A 21,270-nucleotide genomic window follows, 5' to 3' on the forward strand; every position below is an offset into this window, starting at 1 on the left:
AACAGCGGTCAGCCCTGTTTTTTCATCATATCGACCAGCGGTTTGAACCGGGTGTCGTACAAGCCGGTGATAAAGTCCCTGTCCTGGTCGGAGAGCTGAACGATTCGGCGGGTATTCTGATCGGCCTGTTCGGGCGTACGGATACCGGGAATCACGGTCGATATTTCGGGGTGGCTCAGTATATAGCTCAGGCTGAGTTCGGCCGGGGTAACGTCATACGCGCGACACAGTTCCCAAACGGGTTGCAGAGCCGCGTTGGTAGCGTCGATGATGGCGGGTGTAACCCGATAGTGCCGATGATCGCTGGGCGGGAATGTGGTCGAGGTTGAGAATTTACCAGCCAGCAGGCCAAACTGCAGCGGCATGCGGGCAATGAGGCCGTACCCCTGCGTGTGCATGACCGACAGATACGGACGAATGTGCTGGTTCAGTACGTTGAATACCACCTGAAACCCGCTGCCCAGCTCATGGTTGAGGAAAAAGTCGGCTTCGGGCTCGGGCGCGAAGGTATTCAGGGAGATGCCCCAATACCGAATTTTACCCGCCTGTTGCAGATCCCTCATAGCCTCGATGCAGTCGCCCTGTTCCAGATGGCTTAGCTTAGCAACGTGCAGCTGGTAGAAATCGATGCTGTCGCGCCGGAGCCGCCGAAGGCTATCGTCGCAGGCCGTCATAATGTGGGCGCGGCTGTAGTCGATGGCAATTTCACCGTCCTGTTCTTTCTGACCGACTTTGGTGGCAATCACCACATCGGCGCGGTTGCCAAACACCCGCCCGATCAGTTCTTCAGAATGGCCCAGGCCGTAGAAGTCGGCCGTATCGTACAGGGTAATGCCCAGATCGTGCGCGTGGCGAAGGGCCTGTTCGGAAGTCGTATCGTCGGCGTCGCCCCAGCCGATGGCAACCCCGCCAACCTCAGCCGGCCCACCAATGGCCCAGGCGCCAAAGCCTATTTCACTTACGGTCAACTCGGTACGGCCAAACTGTCTATACTTCATAGTGATGTGATAGGTACTGCCAGAACCAGCAAGGTCCCAGCCTTTGAACAACTGTATCTATTATATACCGATGGCCGCGCCGGAAGTTTGAAAAGGTGGCTCGTTTCTTCGATTAGGTGCTGTACGGTTGCGGGCTATTGACAGGCCGACGGGGTGGGGCGGCTTGTCAATAGCCCGTAGCAACACCGCTTAGACCCGGCGGAACGATAGCGTACTAACCGACACGAGCGGACGGCATCTCTATCCGCCTTCTCGAAACCACCCTACCAGCTTTGTCAAGCAATCCGATCTGCCCCTACGCATCCGGCAGCAGTCACGCAAGGCTTCTCAAGCCCAGCACTTTATCGAAATTTGACTATTCGAACACTATTTGTAATATATCGACAAATGAACTGTTAATAATGGTTAATTCTTATTTTTCCATTTTTTCTTATATAATATTTGGATGTACATAACCATATCAAAATAAAATATTAAGTAATTTTACGCATTTCTGAACCTGGTAGGTTATACTCAACCCCATCACGCTCGGCTTTATCGGCCCTGGCACTGAGCCGGGGCCGATAGATAATCTATTAAACAACTATAGCAATGAATCATGTTGTCAGAGCTATTACCCGTTCACAGCCAGGGTAAAAAGGGTTAGCGCCGTAGCTATCTTGATCATCTATAGTCAATAAGTAGGTAGTGGCTTCGCGCCTACTTTTACGTTCATACCCATGCGTTACCAGCCCTTTGCCATGCCAATTGCCAACCCAACTTTAGATGCACCTGCCGACACACCGCTGGGCAGGGGTATTCGACATATTGGAATCGGAAAACATGGTAGCAAACCGCTGCCGCCCGACCTACTGGCGGAGTGCCGGGCGGCCCTGAATGACCCCATTACGCATCCACTCCAGCGCGGTGCTTTTCTGGGCGCCCTGCTAGCCAAGGGTCCCACCCCCGACGAACGAACCCTGGAAGATGAGATTGGAAAAGGCGCTTTTTCGCACCCAACTTTCTTTATCAATAAAGTCTGCCCCGACCTGCCGATGGGTATGCACCCCATTGCCACCAAAATGGTGCGGGGCCATAATCTACAGATCAGCGAAGCCGAGCAACTGGGCGACTATCTGTTTGGCAACGGCACCTGCGAAACCTTTCGGGGACTGGCCGCCAGCATTCTGCGGGTGCGCCACGAAACGAACGAAGAATACCAGGGTCTGATGCGGGCCGCCGAACGAACGTTCACACCCGCTTTCCGGGCCATGAGTTGCGCCGACCGGCCGCTGATCCAGATCGCCGAACCGTTCGATGGCGTCGAGAACAGCTACCTCATTACCCCCCTGCTGGCCAAGTTTTTTCTGAACCGGGGCTACGGGCCGGTGTCGCTGGTAGGACCGTCGGGCGGGCCCAAGTTCACGCTCAACGCGCTGGACCTATATATGCATCTGAACTGCGAGTTTCTGCTCGGCAATCAGGAACTGGGAACGCCCCTCGAACATTACGGATGGGTGCTGGATCAGAAGGCGATGTCGCCCGCCCTCAGCCGCTGGACCGACCGGCGTCGTATCCTGCTGAAACGGCCCTTTCTGGCTACCCTCGAAAAAGTACTGAACCCCTGCCACGCCCGGATTCTGGTCACGTCGGTGTTTCACATCACCTACCAGATGAAAATGGCTGAGCTGGCGCTGATGGCCGGTTTCGACGCGGTAATTGTGCTGAAACGGGGGTTGGAAGGCAGCCTGTCGCCGTCGACCAGCCGGGCCAGTGGTATCCTGTGCGCCGTCAGAACCCCGCGCGGTCATCTGTTTTTTCAGCATTTTGACAGTGATCTGCCGGCGTTTGCGCCCTACCGTACGGAAGCCGATGTGGTTCATCAGCAACCGCTGGCGGCCGATAATGCCCGGCTGGTCAGGGAGTTCTGGACCCATGGCGAAACCCCCGACCCCGACTTCGACAACCGGGTACGGTTTGCCCACGCGCTCTACGGCCGGGGTCTGGCCTGGATTGAAGGGCAGTTGAAGTAAGCTGGCTACTGGAGTGCCTGCATCAGCACATTGGCTTTCCGGATATGCTCATTGGCACGATCCGTCTCGACCAGACCGTCGCGGAGCCGTACAATCCGGTGGGCGTATTCGGCAATGTCTTCTTCGTGCGTAACCATGATGACCGTATTGCCTTTGCTGTGGATCTGGTCGAACAGGTCCATGATTTCGTACGACGTCTTGGTATCGAGGTTACCCGTCGGTTCGTCGGCCAGCAGAATACTGGGGTCGTTGACCAGCGCCCGCGCTACGGCTACCCGTTGCCGCTGACCACCCGAGAGCTCGTTGGGCCGGTGACCGGCTCGATTCTCCAGACCTACGTTTTTCAGCGCCAGCATGGCTTTTTCGGTCCGGTCGGCCTTGCTATAGCCGGCGTAGATAAGCGGCAGGGCCACGTTCTCCAGGGAGGTCTGGCGCGGCAGCAGGTTAAACGTCTGGAATACGAAACCGATTTCCTTGTTGCGCACTTCGGCCAGTTCGTTCTCGCCCATCCGGCTCACGTCCTGGTTGTTGAGGATGTACTGCCCCGACGTGGGCGAATCCAGGCAACCCACAATGTTCATCAGCGTGGACTTCCCCGACCCTGACGGCCCCATAAACGCGACGTATTCGCCTTTTTTGATGGATATGGTGATGGATTTAAGTGCATCGACCACTTCAGTGCCCATTACGTACCGCTTGGCAATGGTACGGGTTTCAATGATGTTCATATACGTTTAATTAGCTAGCGGCAACAACGGCAGCCCGACGACGACGTTGAAAATAATTACGGATAAACAAACCGGTCAGCACAATCAGATCGGCACCGGGTAACTGGGTATCGACCGATATATCACCGTGATCGGCAAAAAACTGGCGGGTCAGCGAATAACTGACCACCTCCTGATCAGCCTGCCCATCGCCTTCGCGGATCATGTCCCAGTCGCGCATCAGCATATTGTGTCGTTTCCACTGGTAGGTTTCGCCGTTGGCCAGAATCAGCTCGGCCCGTTTGCCAAACGAAAGCGCAATGTGGCCAATCAGCTGCCGGGCATTCGTCAGATCGTGTACGCTGACCGAATGACTGATAAAACCGGTAACATCGAAAAGGACATGAACATCGTTGAGGTGGGCCTCCACATCCCGACCAAATGTACTCTCGGGCCGCATTGTACCAACGATCTGGCCATTGTCGAGAATAGTAGTCGTACGCGCAAACGCTTCTTTGGTCCAGGTAAGGCTTTTGCTCATGGAGGCCTGAAAGTTTTTGTTAAAACTACATCATTGCCCGAATTTTTCCCGGCTCTTTTCGATTGACGCCAATTTTTCCTGATAAGTCGCCGTAAATGCCTGATAGTCGGTGGCTGGTGCTGCGGCCCTTAGCTTGGCCAGCCCGTCGCTGGCGTAGTCGAACAGGCTTTGGTCCAGACAGAGCGTTACGTATGTTTTGAGCAGCTCTGCGTTATCTTCATTGAATAGCAGCGCTTTCAGCACCAGTTCATAGGCCGGTTTGATCCGGTTCTGCTGCCGCTCAAACTGGGCCGCAGCCGTAACGATCTGCGCGTTGAGCGGGGCCAGCTGCAGCGCTTCCCGATAGGCGACTCCGGCTTTGGCGGGCTGGCGCGACCGTTCGTAGGCCTGGGCCAGCCAGTAGGCCCGCTCGGCCTGGTGCTGGGGCAGAATTGGCTGACGGGCCATGGTCTCGGCCGAGCCGATGCTCCGCCGGAACGCCGACAGCCGCAGGGCCGCCAGATTTCGTATCGACACCGCGTAGTCGCTAATAGCTGTGTCTGCGGGCAGACCCGACAGCATCAGCTGGGTATTCCGCCACTGTACCGCGTCCAGGTAATCGTTGGCCAGCGCCACCCCGGCTACCGTTTTGAGGGTCGGGTTCCGGATGGTTTCCCAGTACCGACCCCGGTTGGGGTTGTCGAGCCGGTAGCTGACGTAGAAGGCTTTCTCCAGATCGGTTTGCGGGGTCCGTTCTTCATACAACACCTGTTTCAGCGCCGACACGTTCGAGTCGCTACGGGCGGCCGTTTCCCAGAGCGACTGTGCCAGTGCCGGATCGCCCGCTTTGGTTAGCGCCACGGCCCGATGGTAGATGGAGGTCGTATCGCTGTTATCGGCAAACTGGTCGGCGGCTTTGCGATACAGGCCCTGCTCCATCAGCAGCAACCCCGTGATCGACCGGTACATATCGCCCTGCTTCGGGTCACCCTCGGCCAGCTGGCTCAGCAGCCCGAACGCCGTTGGGTGGTTGTGCGCCGTATATTCGGCAACGGCGCGGGCCAGCAGCAGATCATCCGTAAAGTCTTGGTTGGCAGGCGCATCGGCCTGGCGCTGCAGGGTTCGGGCCAGGGTCGAGTCGGGTTGCTGACTGGCCAAGGCGTAATTGTATACACTGGCAAACCGCCCTACGCTCAGCCCTTCGCCGACCTGATCGGTCGTGAGCCAGGCGGGCCGCACCGGCTGGGCAGCCGGGCCGGTCGACGCCACGAGCCGCAGCGCCAGCGCGTTGGCCTGGTACGACTCATACTCGAACTCGTTTGTGTTACGGGCCAGGCTCGAATCGGCCGAGAGCACCTGCGGATTGCGGGCATAGAACCCCAGCAGATTAGCCGCCGGCACGTCGCTTCGGGAGGTGTTGCCGGTAGCCGCCTGCAGGTAATAATAAGCCGAGTCGGCTACGCTGGTGCGGGCATACAGGTATCCCAGGTTATTTTGCAGCTCGCCACTGCCCGGAAACTGCCGTAGGCCCTGTTGCAGTGTCTTTACCGCTTCGAAGAATAGATCCGTTTGCAGGAACGTCTGGCTCAGGGCCGCGTAATCGTGCGGTTGCGGCTGCTTGAGGGTGGCCTTCTGGAAGTAAAACGCAGCGGCTGTCTGGTCGTTCTGGGCCGTGGCCAGCGAGGCCAGAGCGTAGTTCGACTTGTGGTTCTGGAACTCCTGCTCCAGCGCCTGTTCGTAAAAAGCCTGCGCCGACGCCAGCTCGCCGGTGGCGGTATACAGATCGCCGAGGTTATTGTAATAGCCCGCCATGGCCTGCTTGAGCGTAATGGTATTGCCCGATGCCACCAGCGTCAGCACCAGAAAAACCGCCACCAGCCTGAACAGGCTCAGCTCCAGTCGCTTCGGCAGGTACAAAATCCGGTAAACGGCCCGCCCCTGCTGAAAAATCGGCAGAAAGTTGATCAGCACATAAACGATGAACACCAGGCCCATAGCCAGATGGGTATAAACGATTACATCCTCGAAAACCTCGATGAGCGGGTCGTTGGCCGTGGCAAAGGCGTAGCCGATGGTCAGGGTGGTCAGCAGGGCCAGGCCCGCGTACAGAAAAGCGCCACCATCGCGAAACGAGACGAGCTGCTGCTGCTCCATCAGCCGCCGGAACCCCCATATACCTAGCGTTACCGAGATCAGGTACAAGACGAACGGACTGATAGCCAGCAGCTCCCAGTCGATCATACGGGTATTTTTTAGCCAGATCAGCACCAGGTTGACCAGATACAGACCGCTGATGAACAGAAAATTGGTTAACCCCAAAACCTTGCCGCTGCCCCCCGCCGTCGTGACCCAGACCAGCCCGGCCAGTATCTCGGCTGCGATGAAGAAAATAAACCCTATGCTGAACGCCAGCATAACCGGCATACTGTAACTCACGATCGTCAGCACCGGCTGCTCAACCGGCGACAGCGCCCCCAGGGTAGCTACCGTCATGCCAATCAGGCTGGCAAACACCCCGAGCCGAACCAGAATGGGCTGGTCGGACCGGAACGCGTGAAAAAAGTAGCTGACCGACCCGAATAAAACCGTCAGTATCAGAAAAAGCCGGCTTCCGCCCAGACCGGGTACTTCAAGCATCTCGAACCGGAAAAACGCCAGCCCCAGAATCAGCGCGCCCATACCGACCAGGTACCGAACCCGGTCGAAGCGGGTGATGGCGCTCAGCAGTAAGGTAAAGGCAATGCAGATGCCCGCTAGCAGGGCCGTAGCGATATGGGGGTTTACCTGCATGGGCGACGCCACAAACTGCTCCGACACGGCATAGGCTTTGCCATTGACGGCGTAGTCGAGTAGGCCATCGGTAAAGGTGCGGAAGGTAACGGGCAATTCGTTGAGTTCGCTCAGTACGTCCCAACGCACCACGTTCCCCAGACCACGCCCCCAGGCCACTATGAACAGAATCAGCGCAACAAAAACAGCCGACAGGCTAATCAGGTAGGCGAACCGGTACGGTCGGCTCCACTCCTTCCAGAAAAATAAGGATGACATGACACTGAAACGAAGCCGGGGGCCGGTTAGTGCCTGAAGCAACCGGTTAGGTGGCAACCCCCTAACCGGTTGTGTACCTATACGCGGCCGGTCAGCCGGGTCAGCGCCAGCAGCTTCTCGGCTACCTCAACCGTTAGCTGGTCGGGCTGCAGGCGCCACTGCCAGCTCCGGCCACCCTGTCCGGGTGTGTTCATACGGTGCGTTTCGTCGAGGTTCAGCACATCCTGGATGGGCAGGATCGCCAGTCGCCCCACCGACCGCATCGTCAGCCGGATCATCTGGTCGACTATATTTTCTTCGGTAACGTCAAACCCGAGGTAATCGCGGATGCGGCCCCGCAGCTCCTCGTCCGACTCCCGGAACCAGCCCAGCGTCGTGTTGTTATCGTGCGTACCGGAGTATACGACCATGTTTTCGGTATGATTGTGTACCGCATAACTCGAGGTCGGCTGGTCGTCGCCAAAACCGAACTGCACCACCCGCATACCCGGAATGGCGTAGTGCCGAAGCTGGGGCTGAATATCGGCCGCTTTGGCCCCCAGGTCTTCGGCAATGATGGGCAGCTGCACAAACTGCCGGTACATCGATCGCATGAACGCTTCGAACGGCGCTTTTATCCATTCGCCTACGCGGGCCGTTGGTTCGCTGGCCGGAATCTCCCAGTACTCGTAGAAGCCCAGGAAGTGATCGAGCCGGGTCAGGCTGTAGAGCGACTGCTGATGCCGGATCCGGCGCATCCACCACGAGAAGTCGGTCCGCTCGTGTTCGGCCCAGTCGTAAATCGGGTTGCCCCAGCGCTGGCCGTACTCGCTGAAGTAATCGGGGGGCGCCCCGGCTACAAACAGTGGCTGAAAATCGTTATCGAGTTTGAACAGCGCAGGATTGGCCCAGACGTCGGCGCTGTTGAGCTGTACGTAGATGGGAATATCGCCGATGAAATGAATTTTTTTGGCGTAGCAGTAAGCCACCAGCTCGTTCCACTGCTTCAGAAAGAAAAACTGTAGCACTTTAATCACCTCCAGCTCATGCCGAAGCTGTTCGGTATGCGTAGCCAGCGCCGTTGGCTCACGACGCATCAGCTCACCGGGCCAGCGTAGCCAGTACGGCTCGCCCGTTGCGTCCTGAAGGGCCGTAAACAGCGCGTACTCATCCAGCCAGTGGGCCTGTGCCCCGCAGAACCGCTCGTATTCAGATCGTTGCGCTGCGGTGCCATCGTTCAGGAACGCTTCCGCAGCCTGTCGCAGCAGGGGTCGTTTCTTGATCCAGGCCGCGTGCAGGGTCGACGGCGCAATGGTCAGCGGCCCCGACAGTACCGAGGGCGTTACATCACCCGAGGCAGCGGGCGCTTCGCTGACGGTGACATCCTGTACCGGCTGCTGGTTGAACACCGCCAGATCATCGGCCTGGAGCCAGCCTTCGTCGACCAGCCTTTCCAGGCTGATCATCAGCGTGTTGCCGGCAAAGGCCGACGGGCTGCTGTAGGGTGAAAATCCGGAACCGGGGTCCAGGGGTGTCAGCGGCAGAATCTGCCAGTAGGCCTGCCCGGCGGCTTCGAGGAAGTCGGCAAAGCGGTAGGCTTCGGGGCCCAGGTCGCCCACGCCATGCGCCGAGGGCAGCGATGTTATATGGAGCAGCAGGCCGCTCGATCGAGTTTGAAGCATGAATCGTAACGTTGAGTCGGATTGAGTTGGGCGTCGCGGGTTGCCAACCAGTAGCAGGTCAGTACCTTTCGTCAGAAAAGGAGCCGTACCGGATACGCAAAGGCTACTGGCTGATAACGGACGACTTTCTTTTGTACAAATCGGCCAGCGCCGGTTTTTGTTTATTGCGTACGCTAAAAACCTTACTGGTAAACCCGTTTGGTAGTCGACCTGGCTGAAAATGAACAAATCGCGTCTTTACTTTACGCAGTTTTTCTCCTACTTTTGCAGTCCGAAACAACGGACAACTTTTCAATTAGCTATATCACATACAAATGATTACGGAAACGGCAGTCAATACGGGTAAGATTACGCAGATAATCGGGCCGGTCGTGGACGTGAGTTTCGAGGGCGAAGGCTCGCGGATTCCCGCCATCTTGGACGCCCTCAAAGTAACCAAAGCTGACGGGCAGTCGGTTATTCTCGAAGTGCAGCAGCATTTGGGCGAAGACCGCGTTCGGGCTATCGCCATGGACTCGACGGACGGCCTCTACCGGGGCATGAACGTAGTTGACCTTGGCACGCAAATCTCCATGCCGACGGGCGAAAGCATCCGTGGTCGTCTGTTCAACGTAGTAGGTGATGCCATCGATGGTATTCCTCAGCCGAAGAGCACCACGGCCCGCCTGCCCATTCACCGGTCGTCGCCCCGTTTTGAAGACCTCGCCACCTCGACCGAGGTACTCTTCACCGGTATCAAAGTAATTGACCTGCTCGAGCCGTACGCCAAAGGCGGTAAGATCGGTCTCTTTGGTGGTGCTGGTGTGGGTAAAACGGTACTTATTCAGGAACTCATCAACAACATCGCCAAGGCCTATTCGGGTCTGTCGGTATTTGCCGGTGTAGGCGAGCGGACCCGCGAAGGGAACGACCTCCTGCGCGAAATGATCGAAGCCGGTATCATTAAATACGGCGAAGGATTCAAGCACTCGATGGAAGAAGGGGGCTGGGATCTGAGCAAAGTCGATTTGGACGAGATGACCCAGAGTCAGGCTACGTTCGTATTCGGCCAGATGAACGAACCGCCGGGAGCCCGCGCCCGGGTGGCCCTGTCAGGGCTGACCATTGCCGAACACTTCCGCGATGGCGATGGCGAAGGAGCCGGTCGTGACATTCTGTTCTTCGTTGACAACATCTTCCGGTTCACCCAGGCGGGTTCGGAGGTATCGGCTCTGCTGGGCCGGATGCCGTCGGCCGTAGGGTATCAGCCCACGCTGGCTACCGAGATGGGTATCATGCAGGAGCGTATTACGTCGACCAAGCGTGGTTCGATTACGTCGGTACAGGCCGTTTACGTACCTGCCGATGACTTGACCGACCCCGCGCCGGCAACGACCTTTGCCCACCTGGATGCTACGACCGTATTGAGCCGGAAAATCTCCGAGCTGGGTATCTACCCGGCCGTTGACCCCCTCGATTCGACCTCGCGGATTCTGAGCGCCGAAGTACTGGGCGACGAGCACTACAACACCGCCCAGCGGGTGAAAGAGATTCTGCAGCGCTATAAAGAGCTCCAGGACATCATCGCCATTCTGGGTCTGGAAGAACTTTCGGAAGAAGATAAACTCGTTGTAAGCCGCGCCCGCCGGGTGCAGCGCTTCCTGTCGCAGCCGTTCTTCGTGGCCGAGCAGTTCACTGGTCTGAAAGGCGTACTCGTTCCGATCGAAGATACGATCAAAGGATTCAACGAGATCATCGACGGTAAGTATGACCACCTGCCCGAGGCAGCCTTCAACCTGGTTGGTACCATCGAAGATGCCGTTGCCAAGGGTGAGCGCCTGCTGAAAGAAGCCGGTCAGTAAGTAATCAGGAATCGACAGGTATTGGCCGTACATTGTTCAGCCAATACCTGTTGCTTTTTCGCTCAATGTCGTCTTAGCGTCGTAAACGAACAAACAAGTTGTTATGAAAACGATCCGAGTTGAGTGGAAAGCCCTGCTGCTGTCCGCTACCCTGCTGGCCACCACGACCGCTCTGGCGCAGGTCCCCGCCCTACCCGGCGCCGGTACTGCACCAACCACATCACCTACCTCCGTCAGGGGCGCTATTCAGGACACGGCCATTACGCCGTCGACTGCCCAAACGGGCGCTGCGGCTTCGACCGATAGCCTGCCCGACGCGCAACTGGACAAAGCCGTAGCCGCTTTGGAGAAAGGCGATAAAGCCGCGTCGGCCCAGGCCCTGCAAACCGGCATTGCCGCCGTAGAGGCCGAAGCCCAGCAGAAACCAAGCTCGTTTAAGGATAAGATCCTGAGCCAGGTGGGTAAACTAAAGACACTGCTGCCGCTGATTACAGGCGGAGGGCTGGGAGCGGGTGTTCTCGGTAAAGCCGTTGGACTGACCAAACTGGCCTCGGGAGCCGGTCGGCTCGAAAATCTGGTCTCGGCCGGATCGCTGATCGGGAAAGCCAGCCAGCTAAGCAGCGGCCTGAGTGGCCTCGGCAGCGCCATGTCGGTGCTGGGCGGAGGTGGTTCGACGGGCAAATCGCTGGTATCGACGGCGCTGTCGGGGGTGAGCAAACTCGGCCAGGGTGGCCCACTGGCGAAAGCCGCTGAGCCCGCCGTAAAAAGCCAGATCGGCAGTGTGTTGAACTTCGTGAAGGGAGCTTTGTAAAATGGCAAATGATGAACGATACATGCACCGGGCAGATCATTCATCATTCATCGTTCATCATGTAATACTATGACAGTAGATATAATTACTCCAGACCGGAAGGTCTTTTCGGGAGAGGCCAGCGCGGTTACGTTTCCGGGCAGCGAAGGCCAGTTTCAGGTACTGAACGACCACGCTCCGCTGGTTAGCACCCTCGCCAAAGGCCCGATCGTTGTGCAGAGCGCAACCGGTCAGCAAACGTTCACCGTCGATGGTGGCGTGGTTGAAGTATTGCAAAATAAAGTGCTGGTACTGGCCGAAGCCGTAGTGGCCTGATAGCCCGTCCTGGTCAGGAAGCCCGGTACATACACAACCCTGTGTGTGTACCGGGCTTCTGTGTTTACCGGGGGGCCTCCGTGCCGATATCGAACGTCCGGTCAACGGTGTCGGGCAGTTCGCGCCGGTCGTGGGTAACAAACAGAATCGTTTTATCGGGCAAGCCATCGAGCAGCCGCCGGGCCAGCTCTACCCGGGCCGCGTCGATGGCCTGGAAGGGTTCGTCCAGAATCAGCACCGGCGGATTTTTGATCAGCGCCCGCACCAGCAGTACCAGCCGCTGCTCGCCCGCTGACAGCTGGCCGAAGGGTTTATCGGCTTTCTCACTCAGGCCGAAATAGCGCAGCATCGCCAGCAGGTCGGCCTGAGTGTCGGCGCTGGCCTGCCGGGGGATGGTCAGCGTATCGGTCAGCCCCGTAAGCACCACCTGGCGGGCGGTCAGCTGCTGCGGAAAATACAGGTGCAGTTCGGGCGAGACGAACCCGATCCGCCGTTTCACATCCCAGATGCTCTGGCCGGGCCGCCCCCGCCGATGATCGAACACATGAATCAGGTTGGCATACGCCTGCGGATGATCACCGTAGAGCAGACTCAGCAGCACCGACTTGCCGGCTCCGTTCGGTCCCAGCAGGGCCCAGCGTTCGCCGGGGCGCACCGTCCAGCTGACCCTGTCCAGGATAAGCTGATCACCGTAGCGCACCGTTACCTCGCTCAGCCGAAACGCTTCGCCGAAGTCGGCGGGTAGCGCCGGTGTTTGCCAGATGGGTAAGGCCGTTTGTTGCGGAGGCCGCGCAGTGGGTCGATAGGCCTGAATGGGTCCCGCCCACTGAATCTGGCTCCCGCCCAGCTCGACCACATGGGTGACAAACGGCGGTATCGAATCGGCATCGGTAGCCAGCACAAGCGTCAGCCCGTGTTGGGTTAGTTCGGCCAGCCACTGGGTCAGTTCCTGTCGGAAAGCCGCATCGAGCCCTACGAACGGGTTATCGAGCAGTAGTACCGCCGGTTGTTGCAGCAGCGCTTTACCGATACGGGCTTTGCGGCTCTGCCCATTCGAGAGTTTCAGGAACGTTCGGTCGAGCAGGGGGCTCAGGCCAAGCCGGTCCAGCAGCGGCCTGGCAGCCGCCGGGTCGGCAAGCTGGAGATAATCGCGCAGGGTGGGTGCGGCCTGGCCCCGGCTTCCTTCGTCGCTCATGGTAGCCTGGTACCGCTGCTGATAAAAATGGCCGCTGTACGAAAACAGCCGCGACTCCTCGCGAAACGACACGTAGGCAACCGACTGCCGCCGAACCAACCGACCCGCCAGCCGCGGCACCTGACCTGCCAGCGTTTGCAGAAAGAGCGTTTTGCCGCTGCCCGTTGCACCCACTACCGCCCAGCACTGGCCCGCGTGGAGTTGAAATAACGGATGGACCGCCGACGAGCGACTGTTGTCGGGCTGCGATCCCTGATCAAGGGTAATGAGTGGGTCGGATTGATTCATGCGTACCTTATCTTTGCAAAATGACCACCAAACCGTTTATCGTCGGCATAACCGGCGGCAGTGCTTCGGGTAAAACATCGTTTCTGAAAGGCATACTGAGCGCCTTCGCCGAAGACCAGATCTGCCTGATTTCTCAGGACAACTACTACCGAAAAATCAACGAGATTGCGGTCGACGATCAGGGCGTCCATAACTTCGACCTGCCCGAAACGATTGATCACCATCTGTATGCGGAACATATTCATCAGCTTAGCCGGGGCGAAACGGTTCAGCAGATGGAGTACACGTTCAATAACGCTGCCGTGACCCCGCGTCTGCTCACGTTTCAGCCAGCTCCCATCATTGTGGTAGAAGGCATTTTCGTCTTCCATTTCCGGGAGCTGGCCGACCAGATGGACCTGAAAATCTTTATCGACGCCAAAAATAGCATCAAGCTCGAACGGCGCGTCAAACGCGATGCCGAAGAACGGGGCTACGACCTTGACGATGTGATGTACCGCTGGAAATACCACGTCAAACCGACCTACAAACAGTTTATTAAGCCCTACCGCGCCGAAGCCGACATTGTTATCCCGAACAACGTACATTACCAGCGCGGTCTCGATGTGGTGATCTCGTTTCTGAAAACAAAGGTCTGACCCGCTGCTCATACGGGTTCACTGCTGATCAGCGCGGTCGATAGGGAGACAGCCTCGCCCCCTACGTGCTGCGCCGGTTCAGCCAGCACACGCGTCTCCGTGACGCGGAAGCGGTTGGCCGCGAGCAGGTCGGCTACGTCAGCCGGTTCGAACAGCTGGAAGCCGTGCTGCACGAAGGGAAGCCGCACCATCACCGACCGGGGCCGGATGACGAGCAGCAACCGGCCTCCGGGCGCCAGTACCCGATGCAGCTCGGCCAGTTCGGCCGCCGGGTCTTCCCAGAAATAAATGACATTGACGGCAAGGGCTTTGGTAAAGCTATGGTTCGGGAACGGCATGACCGGCCCGCTGCGCCATATGAACTGAACCCGGCCCGTGTCGACCAGGGCGCGGTTGTGCGCAACGGCCTCACTGACCATCAGGGCTGAATGATCGTAGCCAACGTAGCGCACCGACGGGTCGGACCCCAGCAGGTCCGGCACAAACCGACCATTGCCCGGCCCGACCTCCAGAACCTGATCACCGGGCTGTACGGCAAGCTGGTCGATGGCCCAGCGGTTCATCAGCTCGTTATTGACGTTCATCCGGTTGGCGACGGCAATACCGGCCTCCCCTTCGGGCAAACGGAGTTGGGCAGCCAGCTGCCGAAGCGCCTGTTCGTTCATACGATCTGCGGTTTGTTCGCAGCAAAGATAGAACCGCCAGCCGGTCTATACGTCAATGACGACGCCGTTGCTGGCCGGGTAGCCGGTACAGGTCAGTATCCAGCCCTCGGCCAGGTCGCGCTCGGTCAAGACATCGTTGATGGTCATGTGAACCGCGCCGGCCGTACAACGGGCCGCGCAGGTTGAGCAGCGCCCACCCCGGCAACTGTACGGCAACGGCACTCCTTCGTCCAGAGCCGCCTGCAGGATCGATTTATAAGCCGGCACAGCAATCTCGACGGACTGGCCCCGGTAGTGCAGCAAGACCGTCCGGTCAACGGCATGAACCGGCGGAGGGGCCAGCGTAACTGGCTCGACCACAAAGTTTTCGCGCCGGATCTGACGGGCCGGAATACCGCTGAAGACGAGCGTAAACTGAACCATCCGCATGTAATCGGCCGGACCGCAGACAAAAAACTGCACCGACGCCGGGTCGGCCGGACCGATCAGCTCGGGCAGCAGCGTTTCGAGCATGACGTTGTTGAGTCGGCCGGTGCGGACCGTGCCGTGCCGATCGGCCAGCTCATGGGCGGGGTTGCTCAGCAGATGAATCAGCCGGAAGCGGTCGGTGTACTGCCGGTGCAGGTCGTTCAGCTCGTCGCGAAACAGAACGGTTCGGTCGGTGCGGTTGCTGTAGAGCAGGGTAACCCGCCGGTCCGGCTCGGTGCGCAGCGCCTGTTTAAGCAGGCTGAACAGCGGGGTTACACCGCTGCCGGCGCCAATCAGTACCAGGTCGCCGGGGGTGTCGTGATCCAGCACGAACCGACCGGCGGGCGGCAGACTCGTCAGCACATCGCCTACCCGTAGCGTATCGAGCAGATAGCGGGACATCTGCCCGTTCTCCACCCGCTTGATCGTCAGCCGGAGCGGTTCGTCGGCCGTCGAGCTGAGCGAATACGACCGCCGGACTTCGTGGCCCGCCTGGTCGAGGATGAGGGTCAGAAACTGGCCGGCCCGGTGCGGCACCAATCGCCCATCGGTCGACTCCAGGTAGTAGCTGGCGGCATCGAAACGGTGGCCCACCACGATTTCGGGCTGGATGCGGGTGATACGAAGGTGTAGCAGATCGCTCATGGCCTTAAAACTACACCATCAGCCGCGGTTGTTTGAAAGCCCGATCCATTTTCTCAAATTCGCCCGTAGATACAACCGCATCGGCGGGGCCGGTTCGGCGGCCGGCTTTTCGGCCCGCTGTGACATTTAGCCCGTTGTTGTTGTTTATGGTACAAACCACCTGCCAACCAGACATGGAAGCCTTGCTCGAAGAAGTACAACGCGTGGGTTATGTTAACAAGCCCGTTGCCGACGATATAGATTTAGTGGCCGAGATAAACCGGCTCAAAAAAGAAAAAAACGCCGTTATTCTGGCACACTATTACGTCGACGGCGCCATTCAGGACCTGGCCGACTACATTGGCGACAGCCTCGGTCTGAGCCAGCAGGCGGCAGCTACCCCGGCCGACATGATCGTGTTCTGTGGCGTACACTTCATGGGCGAAACGGCCAAGGTGCTCTCGCCCCAGAAGAAAGTGGTCATTCCCGACCTGAACGCCGGCTGTTCGCTGGCCGATTCGGCGCCGGCCGATAAGTTTGCGGCTTTCAAGGCCCAGTACCCCGACCATATCGTGCTGTCGTACATCAACTGCTCGGCCGAGATCAAGGCCCTGTCCGACATTATCGTCACCTCGTCCAACGCGCTGAAGATCGTAGAGAGCCTGCCCAGGGATCAGAAGATCATCTTCGCGCCCGACGCGAACCTGGGTCGTTTCGTCTCGAAAAAGACCGGCCGCGACATGGTGTTGTGGGACGGTGCCTGCATTGTTCACATCGACATCTCGCTGGAGAAGCTTCAGAAACTGCGCGTCGAGTATCCCGAAGCCAAATTTATCGCGCACCCCGAATGCCAGGAGCATATTCTGAGCCAGGCCGATTATGTCGGCTCAACGACCGCGCTGCTGAAATACGTGGTCGATAGCCCCGAGCAGACGTTCATCGTAGGTACCGAAGCCGGTATTCTGCACAAGATGCGCCAGGCGGTGCCGCACAAGAAAATCATTCCGGCTCCGGCCAGCCAGAACAACACCTGCGCCTGCTCCGAGTGTCCGTACATGAAAATGAACACGCTCGAGAAGCTGTACAACTGCATGCTGTACGAGCAGCCGGAGATCATTGTGCCGGAAGACATTCGGCTGAAAGCCTACGAGTCCGTAGCACGCATGCTGGAGCTGAGCAAATAAGCGGGTTAAACACAAAGCGTATGAACTGGCGTGATTACATCCTTTCTGACCCGAACATTATGTTTGGGAAACCGGTCATCAAAGGCACCCGTATTCCGGTTGATCTGATTCTGGAAAAACTGGGTAATGGCGAAACCATGTCGCAGCTGCTGGAGTCGTACCCGCGCGCTTCAGAAGCGGCTTTGTATGCTTGCCTGCTGTTTGCTTCCGAAACAATAAAAAACGAGGTTGTCTATGCCCAGGCAGGATGACCTGACTTTTGTAGCCGACGAAAACTTTGACTTCGCCATTGTAAAACAGTTGCGGGCAGATGGCTATTCCGTACTGGCCATTGCTGAATCGTTTTCCAGTATTTCTGATCCACAGGTGTTACAAATAGCCGTCGATAAAAAAGCGATTTTGCTTACTGAAGACAAGGATTTTGGTGAACTCGTACATCGGCTCAGGATGCCCCACTGCGGTATTCTTCTGGTAAGATTTCAACAAATGAGCAGTGCTGAAAAATCAAGGCGGGTTTGTGAGGTTATTGCCAGGCAGGGAGCTGAGCTATTTACCAGTTTCTCAGTACTAAGCAACGACCTATTACGAATCAGACCTGCTCAACCCAACTAACAATGCCCCATCAATTCGATTTTTTAGTCATCGGCTCCGGTATTGCGGGGCTTAGCTACGCCACCAAGCTGGCCATGCATTTTGAAGACCGGCAGCAGCCCGTCAAAATTGGTGTCATCACCAAAGTGCAGGCCGACGAGACCAATACCAAATACGCCCAGGGGGGCATTGCCGCCGTCTGGTCAGAAGATGACTCGTTCGAGAAACACATCGAGGATACAATGGTAGCCGGCGACTACCTGAGTGACCGCCACATCGTTGAAATCGTTGTCAATGAAGGGCCCGGCCGCATCCGCGAGCTGATCGACTACGGCACCCGTTTCGACCGCGAGCACGACGGCACCGACTACGACCTGGCCAAGGAAGGCGGGCACTCCGACTACCGGATTCTGCACTTCAAAGACATCACCGGCGCCGAAATTGAACGAGCCCTGCTCGAAAAAGCCCACTCGCTGCCCAGCATCGAAATTTTTACCCACTTCTACGCCGTAGAGCTGATCACGCGCCACCACCTCGGCGAAACGGTACATCGCTACGACACGAACAACGTTTGCTACGGCGCCTACGTGCTGAATACCAAAACCGGGCAGGTCGAGAAGTTTCTGGCCAAAACGACCCTGCTGGCTACCGGCGGTATCGGCAACGTGTATCAGAACACGACGAACCCCAGCATTGCCACCGGCGATGGCATTGCCATGGCTTACCGCGCCAAGGGCATCTGCAAAGACATGGAGTTCATTCAGTTTCACCCAACGGCGCTCTACGAACCCGACAAGAAACCCAACTTCCTGATTTCGGAAGCCGTACGGGGGTTTGGCGGTGTCCTGAAAAACATGAAGGGCGAAACCTTCATGGAGAACTACGACCCCCGCCTGTCGCTGGCCCCGCGCGACATCGTGGCCCGGGCTATCGACTCGGAGATGAAAAAAACCGGCGATCCGCACGTCTACATCGACGTCACCCACGTCGACTACGACCGGTTTGTCGAGCATTTTCCGACCATTACGGCCTACTGCCGCGATCATTACGGCCTCGACCTGCGAAAAGATTTTATTCCGGTCGTGCCGGCTCAGCACTATATGTGTGGGGGCGTTCGGGTCAACGAATACGGGCAAACGAATATTCACTACCTCTACGCCGTGGGCGAATGCGCCTGTACGGGTCTGCATGGCGCCAACCGGCTGGCCAGCAACTCGCTGCTCGAAGCGGTGGTTTTCGGGCACCGGGCTTACCTGAAAACTATCGACAACTACCAGCAGGCATCGCTACCCGACGGTATTCCGGACTGGAACGATGCCGGCACGACACACCCCGAAGAACTGATTCTGGTCACCGAAATTCAGCGCGAGCTGGAAGCCATCATGTCGAACTACGTTGGCATTGTTCGATCGAACCGACGTCTGAAACGGGCTATGGACCGGCTTGAGTTGTTGTATCTGGAACACGAAGAGCTGTACCGACAGTCGAAAGTATCGGTGCGGATCTGCGAGCTGCGCAACATGATCGAAGTAGCGTATCTGGTCATCAAAGCCGCCATGGCCCGGCGCGACAACCGCGGTCTGCACTTCAACCTCGATAATCTGAAACAGGAGACCCGCAACGCTCTCACTTAACCCGCTCGAGCAGTTCGTCGCGGTAGCTTCCGCTGAGCGGCACCTGCACTTTACCGATCGTTAGCTGATGACGCTCGATTTTTTCGATGCGGTCCAGCGCTACGATATAGGATTTATGAACCCGCATAAACTGCTCGGCCGGCAACATCTCCATAGCCTCGCCGATAGTCATGCGGGTGAGGGTTTTTTTGCCCGTTTCCTGAAACGTCAGGTAATTGCCCTCCGACTCTACGTACTGCAACTCGGCCAGGCTGATACGGACCCAGTCGTAGCCATCTTTCACGAACACGTAGGGTGAACGCGCTGGCGTGCCGTTTTTGTCGGGACCCGCTAGGCGCTCGTAGGCTTTGTTGGCCGCCTGAAAAAAACGGCCGAACGCAATGGGCTTCAGCAGATAGTCGAGGGCGCTGAGTTCGAAGCCCTGCAGGGCGTATTCGGGGTAGGCCGTTGTAAAAATCACCAGGCTCCGGTTGCCGACCACCTGCGCAAAGTCCAGCCCGGTCAGGTCGGGCATGTTGATATCGAGAAAGATCAGATCGATGGTCTCGGTTTTCAGGAACGCAAGCGCTTCGATGGCGTTGACGAAGGTACGCCGAAGGTCCAGAAACGGCACTTTGGCCGCGTGGGCCCTGATCACGTCGAGGGCAATAGGCTCATCGTCGATGGCGATGCAGCGGAGTTGAGTAAGCATGGGTTATCGGCCCGTGGGCCGCTTCAAGCGTGTATACATCCGGTAGGCGGCCAGGCTGAAGAGCAGACTGATGACAACGTTCGACCAGTCGATGACCCCTCGTTTCAGGTACGTATTGACGAGGGTAACGACGGACAGGGCCGCAGCCATGGCGAAAAGACCAATCGATGCCATGATTAGCCAGGTAGTTGATTTCATCCGTTCGGGCTGAGGTTGATGCTCAAATCTACCGAAAATGTGTCGTTCTGATCAGTTATTCGCAGGGTGTGCTGGTTCGGATAGGCCAGGGCGAGCCGCTGCCGGACGTTGGCCAGCCACAGCCCGGTCCCTTTTTCCAGGTCCGTACGGGGCAGAATGCTGTTCTCGATACCCAGATGGAGGCTGTTGTCCTGAACCCGCAGTCGAATCCGCACAAAACAGGGCTGCTGGATGCTGATGCCGTATTTGAACGCATTTTCGATGAGCGGGTTCAGCAGCAGCGGCACAATCTGAGCCGGGCGCTCATCCCACTGAATGTCGGTGTCGATCCGGATATTGGCCTGGTCCGGAATCCGGACGCGCTGTAGCTCCACGTAATCGTCGATAAACCGCAGCTCGCGCTGTATGTCCGTCGTTTTCTGCCGCGACTCTTCCATCACGTAGCGTACAATTCCGGAGAGTTGCTGTATACTTTCGGCCGTTCGGGGGCTGTTTTCTACTATAGCTGTGCCGTAGATGTTGTTGAGTGAGTTGAACAGAAAATGCGGGTTCACCTGCGCTTTGAGGGCATCCAGTTCGGCCTGAATACGCTGCTGAATCAGAGCCTGCTGCCGACGGCGGCTATTTTGCCACGACGTAACCAGACTATAGCCAATATTCATCAACACAAAGCTGTTAGCCAGTGTCCAGTGGTAATCATACTCGGCCCCCCGTTGGCCGATTAGCATCGAAAAAATAGCGGCCAGGGTGAGCCATCCTACCACCGCAACAACAACATATACCCGACGACCGATAGCATCCCGCTCGAATAACACCTGGAACACGTACAGATAATGTAGCCGCAACAAAGCGGCAATCAGCAACGCTATGAGCAATAGAGTTGGCCATTCGTTCACGATAAGACGTACAGTGGTCCCTATAAGAATCCCGGCCCGGTACGACGAGCTGGCCTTTTGCCCAGTCTCTTTTGCCAATGCTCTATCCCGCTTTTCGGCTTTCTGGATACCGATGCTGATCCGCTTTTCGAGGCTGCTTTCCGTAAAATAATACACCAGGTAAGCCGGACTCACTACCAGCACAATCCACAGCCACCAGCGGGCAACAAAGGGCCGGGCCTGCTGGCCAAGCCAGCCAGCAAAAGAAGACCAGTAGCCAGTTTTTTCATTGTGCATACTCAAATT

The 21,270-nt window shown here is 57.6% G+C and carries 20 protein-coding genes; 9 read left to right on the forward strand and 11 right to left on the reverse strand.

All coding sequences use genetic code 11. The features are described from left to right. Positions 1-8: 8 nt before the first annotated feature. Positions 9-998: an aldo/keto reductase gene (locus B1C80_RS16370; RefSeq protein WP_077922260.1), complete on the reverse strand. Its 990-nt coding sequence runs from the start codon at positions 996-998 to the stop codon at positions 9-11. 719 nt (positions 999-1,717) lie between these two features. Between B1C80_RS16370 and B1C80_RS16375 the strand changes: the two genes are divergently transcribed. Continuing rightward, on the forward strand, positions 1,718-3,010 hold the full coding sequence (locus tag B1C80_RS16375) for an anthranilate phosphoribosyltransferase (RefSeq protein ID WP_236648812.1): 1,293 nt from the start codon (positions 1,718-1,720) through the stop codon (positions 3,008-3,010). A gap of 5 nt (positions 3,011-3,015) precedes the next feature. Here the strand turns inward: B1C80_RS16375 and B1C80_RS16380 are convergent, their stop codons facing one another. From B1C80_RS16380 to malQ, 4 genes are all read right to left on the reverse strand, one after another. Beyond that, positions 3,016-3,738 carry an ABC transporter ATP-binding protein gene (locus B1C80_RS16380; protein WP_077922262.1) on the reverse strand — a complete coding sequence of 241 codons (723 nt, stop codon included), beginning with the start codon at positions 3,736-3,738 and terminating at the stop codon, positions 3,016-3,018. Positions 3,739-3,748: 10 nt separating this feature from the next. Then, positions 3,749-4,258 (reverse strand): hypothetical protein, encoded by a 510-nt coding sequence (locus tag B1C80_RS16385; protein ID WP_077922263.1) that lies wholly within the window; start codon positions 4,256-4,258, stop codon positions 3,749-3,751. A 30-nt stretch (positions 4,259-4,288) separates the two neighbouring features. Further along, on the reverse strand, positions 4,289-7,285 hold the full coding sequence (locus tag B1C80_RS16390; RefSeq protein ID WP_077922264.1) for a hypothetical protein: 2,997 nt from the start codon (positions 7,283-7,285) through the stop codon (positions 4,289-4,291). A gap of 77 nt (positions 7,286-7,362) precedes the next feature. Then, positions 7,363-8,946: a 4-alpha-glucanotransferase gene (gene malQ, locus B1C80_RS16395; protein WP_077922265.1), complete on the reverse strand. Its 1,584-nt coding sequence runs from the start codon at positions 8,944-8,946 to the stop codon at positions 7,363-7,365. 314 nt (positions 8,947-9,260) lie between these two features. On the opposite strand from malQ, the gene atpD reads away from it, so the two are divergent. From atpD to atpC, 3 genes are all read left to right on the forward strand, one after another. After that, positions 9,261-10,787: a F0F1 ATP synthase subunit beta gene (gene atpD, locus B1C80_RS16400; RefSeq protein WP_077922266.1), complete on the forward strand. Its 1,527-nt coding sequence runs from the start codon at positions 9,261-9,263 to the stop codon at positions 10,785-10,787. 103 nt (positions 10,788-10,890) lie between these two features. Further along, positions 10,891-11,598, forward strand: a complete 708-nt coding sequence (locus B1C80_RS16405; protein ID WP_077922267.1) for a hypothetical protein — start codon at positions 10,891-10,893, stop codon at positions 11,596-11,598. 69 nt (positions 11,599-11,667) lie between these two features. Beyond that, positions 11,668-11,913, forward strand: coding sequence for an ATP synthase F1 subunit epsilon (gene atpC / locus B1C80_RS16410; RefSeq protein ID WP_077922268.1), 246 nt, complete (start codon positions 11,668-11,670; stop codon positions 11,911-11,913). A 64-nt stretch (positions 11,914-11,977) separates the two neighbouring features. Here atpC and B1C80_RS16415 read toward each other — a convergent pair whose 3' ends face one another. Next, the gene (locus B1C80_RS16415; protein WP_077922269.1) at positions 11,978-13,396 is read right to left on the reverse strand and encodes an ATP-binding cassette domain-containing protein; all 1,419 of its coding nucleotides are present in this window, start codon (positions 13,394-13,396) and stop codon (positions 11,978-11,980) included. Between the two features lie 20 nt (positions 13,397-13,416). On the opposite strand from B1C80_RS16415, the gene udk reads away from it, so the two are divergent. Next, on the forward strand, positions 13,417-14,034 hold the full coding sequence (gene udk / locus B1C80_RS16420; protein WP_077922270.1) for a uridine kinase: 618 nt from the start codon (positions 13,417-13,419) through the stop codon (positions 14,032-14,034). 8 nt (positions 14,035-14,042) lie between these two features. Here the strand turns inward: udk and B1C80_RS16425 are convergent, their stop codons facing one another. Together B1C80_RS16425 and B1C80_RS16430 are read right to left on the reverse strand one after the other, a co-directional pair. After that, positions 14,043-14,699: a class I SAM-dependent methyltransferase gene (locus tag B1C80_RS16425; protein ID WP_077922271.1), complete on the reverse strand. Its 657-nt coding sequence runs from the start codon at positions 14,697-14,699 to the stop codon at positions 14,043-14,045. A gap of 45 nt (positions 14,700-14,744) precedes the next feature. Beyond that, entirely contained in the window at positions 14,745-15,812 is a 1,068-nt protein-coding gene (locus B1C80_RS16430) for a ferredoxin--NADP reductase (protein WP_077922272.1), read from the reverse strand. A gap of 173 nt (positions 15,813-15,985) precedes the next feature. Between B1C80_RS16430 and nadA the strand changes: the two genes are divergently transcribed. From nadA to nadB, 4 genes are read left to right on the forward strand one after another with little or no spacing between them, the layout of a single operon-like run. Continuing rightward, positions 15,986-16,975: a quinolinate synthase NadA gene (gene nadA / locus B1C80_RS16435; RefSeq protein WP_077922273.1), complete on the forward strand. Its 990-nt coding sequence runs from the start codon at positions 15,986-15,988 to the stop codon at positions 16,973-16,975. Positions 16,976-16,995: 20 nt separating this feature from the next. Further along, on the forward strand, positions 16,996-17,226 hold the full coding sequence (locus B1C80_RS16440) for a DUF433 domain-containing protein (RefSeq protein ID WP_077922274.1): 231 nt from the start codon (positions 16,996-16,998) through the stop codon (positions 17,224-17,226). Next, positions 17,210-17,587, forward strand: coding sequence for a DUF5615 family PIN-like protein (locus B1C80_RS16445; protein WP_077922275.1), 378 nt, complete (start codon positions 17,210-17,212; stop codon positions 17,585-17,587). The genes B1C80_RS16440 and B1C80_RS16445 overlap by 17 nt, the downstream gene beginning before the upstream one ends. A 2-nt stretch (positions 17,588-17,589) precedes the next feature. Further along, positions 17,590-19,200, forward strand: coding sequence for an L-aspartate oxidase (nadB, locus tag B1C80_RS16450; RefSeq protein WP_077922276.1), 1,611 nt, complete (start codon positions 17,590-17,592; stop codon positions 19,198-19,200). On the opposite strand, the gene B1C80_RS16455 is transcribed toward nadB, so the two are convergent. From B1C80_RS16455 to B1C80_RS16465, 3 genes are read right to left on the reverse strand one after another with little or no spacing between them, the layout of a single operon-like run. Then, a complete protein-coding gene (locus tag B1C80_RS16455; protein ID WP_077922277.1) occupies positions 19,193-19,891 on the reverse strand; it encodes a LytTR family DNA-binding domain-containing protein in 699 nt (232 codons plus the stop codon). The genes nadB and B1C80_RS16455 overlap by 8 nt on opposite strands. A 3-nt stretch (positions 19,892-19,894) precedes the next feature. Continuing rightward, a complete protein-coding gene (locus B1C80_RS16460; protein WP_077922278.1) occupies positions 19,895-20,089 on the reverse strand; it encodes a hypothetical protein in 195 nt (64 codons plus the stop codon). Further along, entirely contained in the window at positions 20,086-21,261 is a 1,176-nt protein-coding gene (locus B1C80_RS16465; RefSeq protein ID WP_161492777.1) for a sensor histidine kinase, read from the reverse strand. The genes B1C80_RS16460 and B1C80_RS16465 overlap by 4 nt, the downstream gene beginning before the upstream one ends. Between the last annotated feature and the right edge of the window lie 9 nt (positions 21,262-21,270).

This window comes from Spirosoma sp. 209 (genome assembly GCF_002006735.1).
In the GTDB taxonomy this organism is placed as follows: domain Bacteria; phylum Bacteroidota; class Bacteroidia; order Cytophagales; family Spirosomataceae; genus Spirosoma; species Spirosoma sordidisoli.

What these genes read in the sequence shown, in the direction of transcription:
- malQ (WP_077922265.1), bottom strand. Translation starts at nt 8,946, where the DNA reads ATGCTTCAAACTCGATCGAGCGGCCTGCTGCTCCATATAACATCGCTG.
- B1C80_RS16390 (WP_077922264.1), bottom strand. Translation starts at nt 7,285, where the DNA reads ATGTCATCCTTATTTTTCTGGAAGGAGTGGAGCCGACCGTACCGGTTC.
- B1C80_RS16465 (WP_161492777.1), bottom strand. Translation starts at nt 21,261, where the DNA reads ATGCACAATGAAAAAACTGGCTACTGGTCTTCTTTTGCTGGCTGGCTT.
- atpC (WP_077922268.1), top strand. Translation starts at nt 11,668, where the DNA reads ATGACAGTAGATATAATTACTCCAGACCGGAAGGTCTTTTCGGGAGAG.
- B1C80_RS16405 (WP_077922267.1), top strand. Translation starts at nt 10,891, where the DNA reads ATGAAAACGATCCGAGTTGAGTGGAAAGCCCTGCTGCTGTCCGCTACC.
- B1C80_RS16380 (WP_077922262.1), bottom strand. Translation starts at nt 3,738, where the DNA reads ATGAACATCATTGAAACCCGTACCATTGCCAAGCGGTACGTAATGGGC.
- B1C80_RS16445 (WP_077922275.1), top strand. Translation starts at nt 17,210, where the DNA reads ATGCCCAGGCAGGATGACCTGACTTTTGTAGCCGACGAAAACTTTGAC.
- nadB (WP_077922276.1), top strand. Translation starts at nt 17,590, where the DNA reads ATGCCCCATCAATTCGATTTTTTAGTCATCGGCTCCGGTATTGCGGGG.
- B1C80_RS16425 (WP_077922271.1), bottom strand. Translation starts at nt 14,699, where the DNA reads ATGAACGAACAGGCGCTTCGGCAGCTGGCTGCCCAACTCCGTTTGCCC.
- B1C80_RS16375 (WP_236648812.1), top strand. Translation starts at nt 1,718, where the DNA reads ATGCGTTACCAGCCCTTTGCCATGCCAATTGCCAACCCAACTTTAGAT.
- B1C80_RS16385 (WP_077922263.1), bottom strand. Translation starts at nt 4,258, where the DNA reads ATGAGCAAAAGCCTTACCTGGACCAAAGAAGCGTTTGCGCGTACGACT.
- B1C80_RS16430 (WP_077922272.1), bottom strand. Translation starts at nt 15,812, where the DNA reads ATGAGCGATCTGCTACACCTTCGTATCACCCGCATCCAGCCCGAAATC.
- B1C80_RS16455 (WP_077922277.1), bottom strand. Translation starts at nt 19,891, where the DNA reads ATGCTTACTCAACTCCGCTGCATCGCCATCGACGATGAGCCTATTGCC.
- udk (WP_077922270.1), top strand. Translation starts at nt 13,417, where the DNA reads ATGACCACCAAACCGTTTATCGTCGGCATAACCGGCGGCAGTGCTTCG.
- B1C80_RS16370 (WP_077922260.1), bottom strand. Translation starts at nt 998, where the DNA reads ATGAAGTATAGACAGTTTGGCCGTACCGAGTTGACCGTAAGTGAAATA.
- nadA (WP_077922273.1), top strand. Translation starts at nt 15,986, where the DNA reads ATGGAAGCCTTGCTCGAAGAAGTACAACGCGTGGGTTATGTTAACAAG.
- B1C80_RS16415 (WP_077922269.1), bottom strand. Translation starts at nt 13,396, where the DNA reads ATGAATCAATCCGACCCACTCATTACCCTTGATCAGGGATCGCAGCCC.
- B1C80_RS16460 (WP_077922278.1), bottom strand. Translation starts at nt 20,089, where the DNA reads ATGAAATCAACTACCTGGCTAATCATGGCATCGATTGGTCTTTTCGCC.
- atpD (WP_077922266.1), top strand. Translation starts at nt 9,261, where the DNA reads ATGATTACGGAAACGGCAGTCAATACGGGTAAGATTACGCAGATAATC.
- B1C80_RS16440 (WP_077922274.1), top strand. Translation starts at nt 16,996, where the DNA reads ATGAACTGGCGTGATTACATCCTTTCTGACCCGAACATTATGTTTGGG.